Origin of the sequence: Alcaligenes faecalis (genome assembly GCF_002443155.1) — a bacterium.
Taxonomy (GTDB): domain Bacteria; phylum Pseudomonadota; class Gammaproteobacteria; order Burkholderiales; family Burkholderiaceae_B; genus Alcaligenes; species Alcaligenes faecalis.
This window is the reverse complement of record NZ_CP023667.1, coordinates 2,516,592-2,530,354: the sequence shown is the minus strand read 5'-3', so window position 1 is coordinate 2,530,354 and position 13,763 is coordinate 2,516,592. Positions and strand designations below refer to the sequence as shown.

At 57.6% G+C, this 13,763-nt stretch carries 11 protein-coding genes; 6 read left to right on the top strand and 5 right to left on the bottom strand.

Annotated features, from left to right (window positions below):
* Positions 1 to 5: 5 nt before the first annotated feature.
* Positions 6 to 539, top strand: coding sequence for a DUF2818 family protein (locus tag CPY64_RS11895; protein ID WP_042482507.1), 534 nt, complete (start codon positions 6 to 8; stop codon positions 537 to 539).
* A 131-nt stretch (positions 540 to 670) separates the two neighbouring features.
* Here the strand turns inward: CPY64_RS11895 and CPY64_RS11890 are convergent, their stop codons facing one another.
* On the bottom strand, positions 671 to 1,786 hold the full coding sequence (locus CPY64_RS11890) for an NAD(P)H-dependent flavin oxidoreductase (RefSeq protein WP_086068435.1): 1,116 nt from the start codon (positions 1,784 to 1,786) through the stop codon (positions 671 to 673).
* 170 nt (positions 1,787 to 1,956) lie between these two features.
* Between CPY64_RS11890 and serB the strand changes: the two genes are divergently transcribed.
* The gene (serB, locus tag CPY64_RS11885; RefSeq protein WP_042482577.1) at positions 1,957 to 2,808 is read left to right on the top strand and encodes a phosphoserine phosphatase SerB; all 852 of its coding nucleotides are present in this window, start codon (positions 1,957 to 1,959) and stop codon (positions 2,806 to 2,808) included.
* 199 nt (positions 2,809 to 3,007) lie between these two features.
* On the opposite strand, the gene mfd is transcribed toward serB, so the two are convergent.
* Entirely contained in the window at positions 3,008 to 6,487 is a 3,480-nt protein-coding gene (gene mfd, locus CPY64_RS11880) for a transcription-repair coupling factor (protein WP_096917388.1), read from the bottom strand.
* A 29-nt stretch (positions 6,488 to 6,516) separates the two neighbouring features.
* Here mfd and ispD point away from each other — a divergent pair, with 29 nt between their 5' ends.
* Both ispD and ispF read left to right on the top strand, forming a co-directional pair.
* Positions 6,517 to 7,218 (top strand): 2-C-methyl-D-erythritol 4-phosphate cytidylyltransferase, encoded by a 702-nt coding sequence (gene ispD / locus CPY64_RS11875; protein WP_042482505.1) that lies wholly within the window; start codon positions 6,517 to 6,519, stop codon positions 7,216 to 7,218.
* A complete protein-coding gene (ispF, locus tag CPY64_RS11870) occupies positions 7,215 to 7,700 on the top strand; it encodes a 2-C-methyl-D-erythritol 2,4-cyclodiphosphate synthase (RefSeq protein WP_021446886.1) in 486 nt (161 codons plus the stop codon). The genes ispD and ispF overlap by 4 nt, the downstream gene beginning before the upstream one ends.
* A gap of 61 nt (positions 7,701 to 7,761) precedes the next feature.
* Here the strand turns inward: ispF and CPY64_RS11865 are convergent, their stop codons facing one another.
* Together CPY64_RS11865 and ompR are read right to left on the bottom strand one after the other, a co-directional pair.
* The gene (locus CPY64_RS11865; protein ID WP_086046115.1) at positions 7,762 to 9,087 is read right to left on the bottom strand and encodes a sensor histidine kinase; all 1,326 of its coding nucleotides are present in this window, start codon (positions 9,085 to 9,087) and stop codon (positions 7,762 to 7,764) included.
* Between the two features lie 119 nt (positions 9,088 to 9,206).
* Entirely contained in the window at positions 9,207 to 9,941 is a 735-nt protein-coding gene (ompR, locus tag CPY64_RS11860; protein WP_003801024.1) for an osmolarity response regulator transcription factor OmpR, read from the bottom strand.
* Between the two features lie 277 nt (positions 9,942 to 10,218).
* Between ompR and CPY64_RS11855 the strand changes: the two genes are divergently transcribed.
* A complete protein-coding gene (locus CPY64_RS11855; RefSeq protein ID WP_042482502.1) occupies positions 10,219 to 11,451 on the top strand; it encodes a bifunctional tRNA (adenosine(37)-N6)-threonylcarbamoyltransferase complex dimerization subunit type 1 TsaB/ribosomal protein alanine acetyltransferase RimI in 1,233 nt (410 codons plus the stop codon).
* The gene (locus tag CPY64_RS11850; RefSeq protein WP_042482500.1) at positions 11,448 to 12,368 is read left to right on the top strand and encodes a uracil-DNA glycosylase; all 921 of its coding nucleotides are present in this window, start codon (positions 11,448 to 11,450) and stop codon (positions 12,366 to 12,368) included. The genes CPY64_RS11855 and CPY64_RS11850 overlap by 4 nt, the downstream gene beginning before the upstream one ends.
* 71 nt (positions 12,369 to 12,439) lie before the next feature.
* On the opposite strand, the gene lplT is transcribed toward CPY64_RS11850, so the two are convergent.
* On the bottom strand, positions 12,440 to 13,750 hold the full coding sequence (lplT, locus tag CPY64_RS11845; protein ID WP_042482497.1) for a lysophospholipid transporter LplT: 1,311 nt from the start codon (positions 13,748 to 13,750) through the stop codon (positions 12,440 to 12,442).
* Between the last annotated feature and the right edge of the window lie 13 nt (positions 13,751 to 13,763).

The following is a 13,763-nucleotide window of genomic DNA, read 5'->3' as shown; positions in this document are numbered from 1 at the left end:
GCACTATGGACCAAAGCCTTTCCATCTGGGTCTTGATTGTTCTGTCCGTGATTACGGCAAACCTGCCGTTTCTCGTGGAAAAGCCCTTGCTGGTTTTGCCTTGGTCCTTGCCGGGCGAGCGTTCAGGACTCTCGCCCTGGTTGCAGCTGATTGTCGGCCTTGTGTACCTGGCCGTGCTGGCTGCACTGGGTCTGGGAATCTACACGGTGATTGCTTCCAGTTCCGGCCTGAACTCCTTGCCCGTCATGCTGGGCAAGCTGCTTTTGGGCCTGGTGTTGGTGGGGGCCATGTTTTACTTTCCGGCATGGCGCTCTCGGAATCAGAAAGTTTCCAAAGGTTTTTTTCCTCGGCTTCTGGAAGTCTGCGCGTTTTACGGGATTGTGGGTGCGTTCGGCTTTGCGTTTGAAGCCAGCATCGGTAATCCATTCAAGCAGACCTGGGTTTTCTACACCATTACTTTTGCTCTGTTTCTGGTGATGGCGTACCCCGGCTTTGTATATCGCTATTTGATGCGTCACCCCAAGGGCAAGTTTGAATAGTGCTGACTGCATAAAAAAACCTCGCAATTTTGCGAGGTTTTTTTTGTCTTGATTTTCCGAGGCTTGCAATCAGGAGGTAGGTCTGACTCCAGTGAAGGGCTGTAGAGGCAGTATGCAGACCGCAGAGCCGATCAAGGCTGGTCCAAAGGGGCGTGGGTAGCGCCAGCCACTCCCAGGCGCTTGCAGACGCCTTGAGCCTCTTGGGCCAGCACCAGCGTCAGTTGCTCGGCGGGCAGGGCACGGCCCAAGGCAGCGCTCTGGCCGCTCCAGAGGGAGCTGAATTCAGTGCGGCCCTGTTTTTCGGCTTCAATACGCAGCGGGCTCAGTGCCGAACCTGCATGCGGGAAGACAGGCGCGCTGCTATTTAAAGGTCCAATCTCATCCATCAGGCGAGTGCGAATACTGCGTGCGGGACGACCGGAAAACAGATTGGTCAGCGCCGTGCCGTCCGAGCGACTATTGGCCAAGGCTTCCCGATGCAGGGGAGTAATTTTGGATTCAGGGCAAAACAGATAAGCGGTACCAATTTGGGCCGCGCTGGCACCCAAGGCCAAAGCTGCAGCGATACCACGTCCATCCGCAATGCCACCGGCAGCAATTACTGGGATTTTGACAGCATCCGCAATTTGTGGAACCAAAGACATGGTGCCAACTTGCGTATGCACTTTATCGTCCAGAAACACGCCACGGTGGCCACCGGCTTCCACGCCTTGGGCGATGATGATGTCCGCACCGTGCTCTTGCAGCCACACGGCTTCAGCCGTGGTGGTGGCGCTGGACATGACCAGTGCGCCGGTTTTTTTCACGCGTTCAAGCAGCTCAGGGGAGGGCAGACCAAAGTGGAAGCTGACGACTTCGGGCTTAATTTCTTCGAGCAATTCAGCATGCTGGCTGGAGAAAGGCGCACGTGCCGCCTTTGGCAATTCCTGATTCGGGTCCAGGCCGTATTCCTGGTAGTAAGGGATCAGGCGCAGACGCCACTCCTGCAGAGCCTCTGGCTCCAGGCGCAGGTCTTCATGGCAAAAGAAGTTCAGATTGATAGGGGCCGACACGGCTTGCCGGAACAAGCCTACTTGTTCCCGAATCTGTTCTGGGCTGAGCATGGCGCAGGCCAGGGAACCCAAGCCGCCGGCACGAGCAACGGCAATAGCCAGTTCGCTGTCTTGGGCGCCGGCCATAGGGGCTTGAACGATGGGTTGCTCGATATGGAGCAGATCCAGCAAAGTATTGTTGGGCCAGATGTACATGTAAGGCGTCCTCGTCATTTCGCGATAGCTTTTATCGTAGCAGGATGAGTTCAGGCTGAAAACTGACATTGTCGCTTGCAGGCAGGGCCGTGCCGGGGCTGCGGCAGGCTACAATAATCGTCTTTTGGCACAGTGGCTGTGCTGTATTTTCTTGCTTTGTGGACGATCTGATGTCTCATCTCATTCTTCAAGGGCCGCGCCTGGATAGCGCCATCATCGAAAAAATTGCGGCAGTGGTGCAGGCCGATGGAGTGCAGGAACTGGGTCCCACCGCTGTACGCCTGCTGGGTGCTGACGACACGCAGCGCGCTGAGGTGCAGGCTCTGTGCAAGACCGGCGCGATGGACTTTGCCTTTCTGGAGCAGATTGATCGCCTGAAAGAAATGCGCGTGCTGGCAATGGACATGGATTCCACGCTGATCAATATCGAGTGTATTGACGAGATTGCCGATATGGCTGGTCGCAAGGAACAAGTTGCCACGATTACCGAAGCGGCCATGCGCGGTGAAATCAAGGATTTCACCGAAAGCCTGAATCGTCGTGTCGCGTTTTTGGAAGGTGTACCCGTCAGTGATCTGACTCGTGTCTATGAAGAGCGCTTGCAGCCCAATCTGGGCGCGGACCGCCTGATTGCGACGGCTCATGCTCATGGGGTGAAAACCTTGCTGGTGTCGGGTGGCTTTACCTTCTTCACCGAACGTATGAAAGACCGGTTCAGCTTGAGCTACGCCCATTCCAATACCTTGGAAGTGGTGGACGGCAAGCTGACAGGCAAAGTGCTGGGCGCGATTGTGGATGGTCAGGCTAAAGCGCGTTTCCTGCAGGAACTGGCGGCTGAGCTGGGTGCAGGTCCAGAGCAATGTATTGCGATTGGCGATGGGGCCAATGACTTGCCCATGATGTCCAAGGCCAAGTACTCGGTGGCTTACCGAGCCAAGCCGGTGGTGCAGGAGCAAGCCAGCTTTGCTTTGAATCACTCTCCGCTGGATGCCGTGTTGAACTGGTTCCGTTTGGACGTTTGATGTCGGTGGATCGTCAGCGTAGTCTGGCGAAAAAATGAAGGTGGGCGCCGCAAACTCAAGGCTTACTAAGAGTTGGTCTGTATATAGGCCTTCCAGCTCACCAGCGTAAACGCACAAGGCAGGAGTTTGGCTGTCAAAAATAAAAGAGCGCTGTCCTTGGGCAGCGCTCTTTTCTATATCCCAGCCTTGTTGTGAAGGCTTACTTCTCTTTGCGCAAGCTGTTCAAGACATTGCGCACGGCCTGGATACGGTTCTTGATTTCCTCGCCTTTGGTAATTTCAACCTTGAGCTTGTCCGGCCCAGCCAGGCGTACCTGCTTGTTCTTTTGGACCAGTTCAATAATGCTGACGGCGTCCACATTGGGCTTGGAAGAAAACTGAATCGTCGCCTGGGCTTCGCTGGCATCGATTTTCACAATCCCCAAGGGCTCGGCCTTGATACGCAGGCGATGCACGGCCAGCAGGTTCTCGCCCGCTTCTGGCAGCAGGCCGTAGCGGTCAATCAGCTCCTCATGGATATGGATCAGATCGTCTTCCGTACTGGCGTGTGACAGAGCCTTGTAGTGCCCCAGACGGGCGTTCACATCCGGACAGTAGTTGGCCGGCAGCAGGGCGGAGGTGTGTAGATTCACTTCGCACTGCAAGGCAAAGGGCGAATCCAGGTCAGGTTCTTCACCGGCTTTCAGGGCTTTGACAGCGGTATTGAGCATATCCGCATACATGGAATAGCCCACTTCCTGAATATCGCCGGACTGGGATTCGCCCAACACTTCCCCGGCGCCCCGAATTTCCAGATCATGCATGGCCAGGAAAAAGCCTGCACCCAGCTCTTCCATGGCTTGAATGGCCTCCAGTCGCTTCTTCGCATTGCTGGTGATGGCATCCTCGCCAGGGGTCAGCAGATAGGCATAGGCCTGGTGGTGGGAACGGCCCACTCGTCCGCGCAACTGGTGGAGCTGAGCCAGACCCAGGCGATCCGCACGGTGAATGACGATGGTATTGGCCGTGGGCACGTCAATGCCGGTTTCAATAATCGTGGTACACAGCAGCACGTTGTAGCGCTTCTGGTAGAAGCCCTTCATGACGGCTTCCAGTTCGCGCTCCGGCATTTGGCCGTGGGCCACTGCAATACTGGCTTCCGGCACCAGCTCTTCCAGACGGGCACGCCGGTTGTGAATGGTTTCGACTTCGTTGTGCAGGAAGTAGACCTGGCCACCGCGTTTCAATTCGCGCAGCAGCGCTTCACGTATGGTGCTGCCATCTTCCCGGCGTACAAAGGTTTTGATCGCCAGACGTTTTTGTGGTGCCGTGGCAATCACGGAAAAGTCCCGTATGCCTTCCAGGGACATGCCTAAGGTACGTGGAATAGGGGTGGCGGTCAGGGTCAGGATATCGACTTCGGCACGCAGTTGCTTCAAGGCTTCTTTCTGGCGCACACCAAAGCGGTGTTCTTCGTCGATGATGACCAGGCCCAGTTGTTTGAAACGCACATCCGAAGACAGGATCTTGTGCGTACCAATCACAATATCCACGCTGCCGTCGCGCAGGCCTGCAATCGCAGCCTGGGTTTCCTTGGTCGAGCGGAAGCGGGACAGCTCGGCAACACGGATAGGCCAGTCGGCAAAACGGTCCGAGAAGGTCTGCGCATGTTGCTCAGCCAACAAGGTGGTCGGGCACAACAAGGCAACTTGCTTGCCATTGGCTACGGCCAGGAAGGCGGCACGCAGGGCGACTTCGGTTTTCCCAAAGCCTACATCCCCGCAGACCAGACGATCCATAGGCTGGCCCGACGTCATATCGTTCACGACGGCCTCAATGGCTGCGGCCTGATCCGGAGTCTCCTCAAAGCCGAAACCCTCGGAAAAGGCTTGATAGTCATTCAGAGGCAGCTTGAACTGGAAGCCTTCACGAGCGGCGCGCTGGGCGTAGAGAGCCAGCAGTTCAGCCGCGCTGTCACGTGCTTGCTTGGCTGCACGACGGCGGGCTTTATCCCATTGGCCAGAGCCCAGTTGGTGCAAAGGCGCATGCTCGGGGTCGGCACCGCTGTAACGGGCGATTACGTGCAACTGGGCCACGGGCACATACAAGGTGCTGCCCTTGGCGTATTCCAGGTGCAGGAACTCGACCGGGCCTTCGCCCAGGTCCATTTCTTTCAGACCGCAGTAGCGACCAATCCCGTGCTCGGCGTGAACCACGGGGTCGCCCTCGCGCAGTTCGGACAGGTCCCGCACCATGGCTTCCACATCGCTGCTGCGCTCGTTGCGGCGACGGCTGCTTTGGGTGCGTGTCTGGGTGGGGTAGAGGTCGTTTTCAGTCAGCAGGCTCAGGCTGTCGTGCACCAGCGCAAAACCACGTGACAGCGGGGCGACGACCAGGGCAAAGGCGGCGTCTGACTCCAGAAAGTCGGCCAGATTCTGGCAATCTGCCGCGGGCGACAAATCGTGCTCACGCAGCATTTGCAGCAGAGTTTCCCGACGGCCCGCCGAATCGGCACATAATACCGTCCGGTTTTTCGGGTCCAGTACCTCTTGCCGTAATTGAGCTAAAGGATCCTTGTCGCGTCGGTTGACCGCCACCACAGGTAAAGCCTCAAAGTCCGGGTGGGCGATAGGCTGATCATCAGCTTGCGTGTTCAGACTCAGGCGGCTAAAGGGTTTGATGCCATTGAAGAACTGCTCGTCTGACAGAAACAGGCTTTCCGGCGGCAGAATCGGGCGTTCACGGTCGTTTTTCAGGAAAGAGAAACGGCTATGGGTGTCGCTCTGGAAGCGGCCGATCGCGTTTTGTGCATCCCCGTGAGTAATGACCAGGCTGCCTTGCGGCACGTAGTCCATCAAGGTGGCCGTTTCTTCAAAGAACAGCGGCAGATAGTATTCGATACCGGCAAAGGCAATGCCGCTGCCTACATCTTTATAGGGCAGGGCACGTGACGGATCACCCTCAAAGAACTCGCGGAAACGCGCCCGGAATTGCGTGCGCGCCTCTTCGTCCATGGGGAATTCACGGCCGGGCAACAGCTGGATTTCCTTGACCGGATACAGGCTGCGCTGGGTGTCGATATCGAAGCTGCGTATGCTTTCGATCTCGTTGTCGAACAGGTCCAGACGGTAGGGCAGCACTGAACCCATAGGGAACAGGTCAATCAGGCCACCGCGAATGCTGAACTCGCCCGGGGCACTGACCTGTGTCATATGGGTGTAGTTTGCCAGCATTAACTGGGCGCGCAACTGCGCTTCATCCAGTTCGTCGCCCTGACGGAAGGAGAAGGTGTAGGCGGCCAGAAAAGAAGGCGGCGCCAGACGATACAGGGCCGTGGTGACGGGTACTGTCAGCACATCGACCTCGTGCATGGTCAGCGCATGCAAGGTGCGCAGGCGCTCGGAGATCAGATCCTGGTGGGGAGAGAAGCTGTCATAGGGCAGCGTTTCCCAGTCCGGCAGTTGGCGCACGCGCAGGGCGGGGCCAAACAACAGGATTTCCTCGGCCAGCCTTTGGGCAGTCAAGGGATCGGCGCAGAGCACCAGAATAGGCGCTTTATGCTGGCGGGCCAGGTCGGCAATCAGGCAGGCATCGCCCGAGCCAGGGGGCATGGGTTGCGAGTAGCGTTGACCGGGGCGTAAGGCAGCCAGCACATCTTGGGTGCTGGGCAGGGACAGGGAGTGCTGTTTTTCGGTTTCCATCAGGATTGTCATTATAAAATCACCCACCTATGAAGACTACCTTGATTGCAATTGTTCCAGCCGCCGGTATCGGCTCGCGCGCCCTGGATTCTGCCACGAAGGCGCAAGGCTTGCCCAAGCAATACCGTTTGCTGGGCGGGCAGCCCATGTTGCGCCGCTCGGTACAGGCTTTGCTGGCCGATGAGCGCATCAGCCAGGTGCGGGTGGCGGTAGCCCCCGGTGACACCTGGGCCGCCGACGCACTGGCAGGCTTGCCGCGCACGGTCTGCCTGCCTTGTGGTGGAGAAACGCGGGCTGAAACGGTACTCAATACCTTGCAGAGTCTGGATAAGGACGAACAAGCCTGGGTTCTGGTTCACGATGCCGCTCGCCCCGGTTTGCCCAGGCAAGCCCTGGCGCGGCTGATTGATGCCTGCTTGCAGGCGCAACGCGGTGGCTTGCTGGCTTTGCCCGTGCCTGATACTGTCAAGCGCGCAACGCCCGCCGAGCCGGCGGCGGCGCAGGAAACGGTGGACAGAGACGGCCTGTGGTTGGCGCAGACTCCCCAGCTGTTTCCCGCGCATGCCTTGCGCGAGGCCTTGCAAGCGGCTAAAGAACAGGGTTTTGTGGTGACGGACGAGGCCAGTGCCATGGAATTGGCAGGCAGCCAGGCCTTATTAATATTGGGTTCGGCACGGAATTTTAAAGTCACCTGGCCTGAGGATTTTGAATTGATGGAGAAATGGTTATGAGCATGCCGATTCGCGTAGGGCAAGGTTTTGATGTGCATGTGCTGTGCGAAGGCCGACCTTTGATTCTGGGCGGTGTCACCATTCCGCATACGCATGGTCTGATGGGGCATTCGGATGCTGATGCCTTGCTGCATGCCATTACCGATGCAATTCTGGGGGCGGCGGGCCTGGGCGATATTGGTCGTCACTTTCCGGATACGGACCCCAAATACAAGGGCGCTGATAGTCGTGTCTTGCTGCGTCATGCTTATGAGCAGGTACGCGCAGCCGGCTGGTTGGTAGGCAATGTGGATGCCACGATTCACGCGCAAAAACCCAAGATCGCACCACATGCCCCGGCGATGGTGGCCAATATCGAGGCCGATCTGCAATTGGAACCTGGCAGTGTGAACATCAAGGGCAAGACAAACGAGGCGATTGGCTTTGTGGGGCGCCAGGAAGGGATTGCGGTCACTTCCGTGGCCCTGCTGTATCGCGCCTGAGTGGTTTTAGTTTGAGACCAGCCTTGGGCAGGGAAAAATCCCTGCCCAAGTTTTATTCGGCTCAGGAAGCTTTGCTGTCCTTATCGGCCTGAGTTCCAGGCGCATTGCGACTGGCACGGATACGTGGCAACTGGATACGGGCGGTCAAACCTTCGGAGGGAGCACTGACCAGCTCAAAGTGACCTCCGACTTGGCCCAGTAAGCGCTCCACAATAGCCAGCCCCAAGCCCGCGCCACTGACACCTGTGCGGGCAGAGACGCCACGGGAGAACGGGCGCAGCAGGCGCTGGATATCGCCTTTTGCAATACCGGCCCCCTGATCCTTGACGGCAATCACCAGAATATTGCCGTGCTGATGCGCCGACAGTTCGATGCGCGCCCGATCATCCTCAGGGCTGCGTCCATAGCGACGGGCATTTTCGATCAGGTTGGAGACGATACGCTTCAAATCGTGAGCGCTGATGCGGGCATACAGATTGGGTTCGACGGAAGCCGTCAAAATCCCACCCAGCGATTCGGTATGTGTGCGTTCGCGTTCGTAGACGTCATTGAGCACAGCGGAAACATCGATGCCATGTTCTGGGACAGCCGTAGCGGGACGGGCGTATTCCATCAGTTGACCAATACTGTGGTCAATCTGTGCCAGGTCCTCGTCAATGGCGGCGCGGGTTTCGTCCGATACCTGGCTTAACTCGATTTCCAGACGCATGCGCGCCAGCGGTGTGCGCAAATCGTGCGAAATGCCAGCCAGCATGATTTCCCTATCGGCCTCCGTCTGGCGAATGTCGCGCGCCATGCGGTTAAAGGCGATATTCATGTCGCGGATTTCAACCGGGCCTTTTTCGGGCAGGGTGCTGGGAGTCTCGCCACGGGCCAGTTGCTGAGCCACTTTGGCCAACTGAGCCAAGGGCCGATTTACAAAGCGCACACTGACCGCAGCGCCGATCAGGGCCAGCAGCAAGGCGGTCGCGCCCCAGCCCAGCCACTCCACACCGGCCGTCAGACTTAATTGTTCGCGATCAAAGACCAGCCAATACTGGTCTTCATTGATATCAAAGGAAACCCAGATGCCTGGCACGCTATTGACCGACCACATGATCAGGGTTTGGCTACCCAGTGCGCCACGCACTTCGGTAGAAACGTGCTGCCAGTAGTTGGAGCGCGGCAGGGGCTCAAGCTCGTCCGTGTTCTCGCGTGGCTGCACGCGCAGACTTTCTTTGGTGGCCAGATCCAGCAACAGGGCAGGGCGTACCGCCGGGGGCGCGTACACCAGGGCCGAGCGGGTGATGCTGACAATGGATGCCACGCGTTGCGCCATTTGGGCCGCGCGTGGGCCTTCTTCCATACTGAAGAATACTTGCAGCCAGGCACCCAGGCTGACGAGCATTAACGCTGCGAGCAATAAAAAAGACCGGCTGAATAAACCCAGCCGGATACTTGAGTTTTTGCTTGCTCGGCGTTGGGCGGCCACGGCGGGCCGCCCGTCTTGCTGACCGGAAGACAAGGTCAGTTACCGCCGTCTGGAACAAAAACGTAGCCCAGACCCCAGACCGTTTGAATGAACACGGGCTTGGAGGCATTGGGTTCGATCAGCTTGCGCAGACGCGAAATCTGCACGTCCAGGCTGCGGTCAAAAGCTTCGTACTCACGGCCACGCGCCAGTTCCATCAGTTTGTCGCGCGACAAGGGGATCTTGGGATGACGGGCAAACACTTTCAGCACGGAGAATTCGCCCGTTGTAATGGGGACGACTTCGTTATTGCGTGTCAGTGTTCGAGTGGACAGGTTCAGCACATAGGGGCCGAACTCGATCGATTCATTTTCCTGACTAGGTGCGCCGGGGTGTTCCTCGGTACCACGGCGTCGCAAGATAGCGTTGACACGGGCCAGCAGTTCGCGGGGGTTGAAGGGCTTGATGAGGTAGTCATCGGCACCCATCTCCAGGCCCACGATACGGTCGATTTCTTCGGCCTTGGCGGTAAGCATGATGATGGGGGTGTTGTCGTGACCGCCGCGCAGCCGGCGACAGATGGATAGGCCATCCTCGCCTGGCAGCATCAGATCCAGTACCAGCAGATCGAAATGCTCGCGTTGCCAGAGTTTGGCCATTTCTTTACCGTCTTCGGCAACGAAGACGTTGAATCCTTGTTCAGACAAGTAGCGGCGCAGTAAATCGCGCAGCCGGGGATCGTCGTCAACGACAAGGATTTTGCGGGTGAGGGGGGGGGTCGGCGTATTCATAGCGAAAATGTAACAGGCATCAGAAAGCGCGTATAGGGGGATGTAGAAAAATATTACACATTAAGTGTTTTGTACTATTTATGCGCCTTGCAGCAGGTTTGTACTGGCTTTGAAGAAGATTGTATGGTGGCAAATAGTCTGGCTGATCGGTTTGAGTCAAGTCAAAAAAATACCAGCCTGAGGGGAAACCCACTCGAAATTTCACTGTGGACAGCTTTGTCCCTGTTCGATCCCGGAGAGCTGCCTATTTTGAGTCTGCTTAAACTAAAATAGCGCGATGGATGCACATATTCTTGCCCTGGAGACTTCCTCCAATCTCTGTGAACTGACCTTGTTGTCTCGCACTCAGGCGGGTATTTCGCTTGTGGAACTGAGCCATGAGGGTAGCGGCGACCACGCTGAACGTCTTTTGCCCATGGCCGAGCAACTGCTGGAGCAGGCTGGTCTGGATAGACAGGCGCTGACTGCCATTGCGTTCGGCCAAGGTCCTGGTGGTTTTACCGGGCTGCGCGTGGCCTGTGGCGTGGCCCAAGGCATGGCCTTTGCGTTGAATTTGCCGGTGCTGCCTGTCTCGTCCCTGTTGGCGGCTGCCGCTTGCGGCACGCCCGTAGAAGGCACCGCCTATGTGGTGGCACAGGATGCGCGTATGCAAGAGGTCTATGCCGCGGTGTACAAGTGGACGGCTGAAAATTCCTGGTCCGTGCTGCAAAGCCCGGTCTTGCTGGATGCCGCACAGGTCACCACCTGGATCGCCCGTTTGCAGGCTGAGGGTTTGATTGCAGAGCAGCAGCCTATTCAAGTTGTGGGTGATGCGCTGGAGCAGTTTCCTGATCTGGCTCCTGCCGTTCTGGCGCAGGGCTGGGAAGTCGGCCAGGCCTGGCGTGCAACGGGGGCCAGCGTGGCGCATTTGGCTCTGCATGATCTGGATGAGGGGCGTGGTGTTTCCCCGGATCTGGCCATGCCGCTGTATGTGCGCGAGAAAGTCGCCTACACCATTCAGGAGCGTGAACAGGGCTTGGGCGGAAACCCGGCGGCTCTGGATCAACCCCTGCAAATTGAAGCCATGCAGGCTGGGCATGTGTCCGCCGTGCTGGATATCGAGCGTCGTGTGGAAAGTCACCCCTGGACGGCGGGCAACTTCACGGATGCCTTGGGTAATAGCGCGTATTGCTCCCGGATCATTCACAAGCAAGGTCAGGTGCAAGGCTATGCCATTTGGCTGCAAGCTCCCGATATGATCGAGCTTTTGCTGATTGGAGTGGCCCCTGAACAGCAGCGGCGCGGTCTGGCTCGGCAATTGCTGGATGATGGCCTGGAATGGGCCCGTCAGCATCAGCTGGAGCGCGTGGTTCTGGAAGTGCGGGCCTCGAATGCACCGGCTATTGGCCTGTATCAGAAGTACGGTTTCAAGGCGGATGGCCTGCGAAAAAACTACTACCCGCTTGGCGATGGACAGCGCGAAGACGCGGTCTTGATGAGTCTGAATCTGGCCATCAAGGCAGAGGCATGATCGATTTTCAGCCTATCTCCCCTCTGCAGCGCACCTGGCTTTTGGAGTTGGGCCTGGAGCGTGCTTTTTTGGCGCGTCTGCCTCAGGCGCAGCCTGTGGTGCAGTCCGCGGCTGTGGCCGCTCCTGCGCAAGAGCCCGCAGCAGCAAGGCAGACGGCTCAGCCGGTAGAGCGGCCTCTTGATGATGCGGGCAGTCTTTCCCCTATTTCAGCCCCCGCTGCGGCTACGGATGCCATGTCGGCCCGTGATCAGGCGCTGGCGGTCTTGCGCAAATCCGGTGCCAGACCGGTAGCAGCTGCTCCTGTAGAAGAAGTGGTGCAGCGGCCTGCCGTGCTGATTCAGCCTGAAAAAGCGCCAGATATGGCCAGCTTGCTGGAACAGGTACAGGCTTGTCAGGAATGCGGTTTGCATACGGGCCGTGCTCAAGTGGTCTTTGGTTCCGAACTCTTGTCCGAGCCGGACTGGATGATTATTGGTGAAGCACCGGGTACCAGCGATGATCGTAGTGCAAAGCCTTTTGATGGCAAGGCGGGCCTGCTCTTGCAAGCCATGCTCAATAGCGCGATTCCCAATGCCTCGGTTTATAAAACGCATCTGGTGAAGTGTCGCCCCCTGGGTAATCGTCCCCCTACTCAGGAAGAGCTGGTGGCGTGTCGGGCTTTTCTGGATGCGCAGATTCGCTTGGTGCAGCCACGCCGCTTACTGGCCGTCGGCCATTTGGCGGCAGTGGCACTAAGTGGTCGTGATGAGGATCTGGAGGCTTTGCGGGGTCAGGCGCTGACCTATACCGACGCTCAGGGCCGCAGTCTGCCTTTGGTGGTGACTTATCATCCGGCCTCGTTGTTGCTGCGTCCGCAGCACAAAGCCAATGCCTGGCGGGATTTGTCCTTGCTGCGCGAGTTGCAGGGTCAGTCCTGAGCCTTGATGCCGTGATGGTTTCCTAGCCGACGGTTTGTCTCAAGATAGACAAAAGTCCCCGAAGGTTTTTTTTATTTGGCCGTCAAGGCCTGCCCATGACCTTCCTGACCAATGCAGGCTTCCAGCTCTGGATGCGCGCGCAGATTGGCGTTTTTCCAGATGATGAATACCGTCATCAAGGATGCCACCATCAGGCCAAAGAACACAATGATGTAGTTGATGGGCAAACGCAGCCACAGCAGCAGGCTGTACAGCGCCAGCATGAACAGAATGTTCAGTTGCTCATTGAAGTTCTGTACGGCAATGGAGTGACCGGCCGACAGCATGACGTGGCCGCGATGTTGCAGCAGGGCATTCATGGGGACGACGAAAAAGCCGGACAAGCCACCAATACCCATCAGCAGGGTGTAGACCGCCCATTTTTCGTGCACCAAAGGCATGAGCAGAACCACAAAGCCCATTGCCACGCCCACTGGCAGAACGGCCAGGGATTTCTTCAAGGGAACGCGGGCGGCAAAGACGGCGCCAAAGACCGTGCCCAAAGCGGCAACGCCCATCAGGACGGAGGCCTGGTCCAGGCGATAGCCCAGATGCTGAGCGCCCCACTCGATCACAATGAATTGCAGCGTGGCACCGGCGCCCCAGAACAGGGTTGTCACGGCCAGCGAGATCTGGCCCAGCTTGTCACGCCACAGAATGTGCACGTAGGTACGGAATTCCTTGAGCAGCAAAATGGGGTTCTTTTGCTGGGGCGGGTAGTCGATATTGGTGCGTGGGATCAGCAGATTGCACAGGGCCGCCGACAGATAGATAAAGGAAATCAGCAAGATAGCGACTTCGGCACGTGTCTGGGCCAAAGGTGCAATCAATGGGTGTTCGGCCAGCGAGCTGGCGATAGACGGGTTGATCAGGACACCGCCCAGCACCGTGCCGCCGATGATGGACAGAACAGTCAGCCCTTCAATCCAGCTATTGCCCTTGACCAACTGTTCGGGCTTGAGCATCTCGGTGACGATGCCGTACTTGGCCGGGGAGTAGGCGGCAGCACCGATACCAACCAGGGTGTAGGAGACAAAGACCAGAACCAGTTGCTGGGAGTCGTTCATGCCAAAGTACTGGTGGCAGAACATCAACATACAGCCGATCAGCTTGATGGCGTTGGTGGCGAACATCACCCGGCCCTTGGGATACGAGTCGGCAAAGGCACCTACAAAGGCGGCCAATAGCACGTAGGACAGCGCAAACCACCATTTCATCATGGGGACCATCCAGATAGGTCCGTGCAGGTCAGCGATCAGGGCGATGGCGGCAATCAGCAAGGCATTGTCGGCAACTGACGACAATGCCTGCGCGGCCATGACCAGATAAAATCCTTTATTCAAAATACATCCCGAA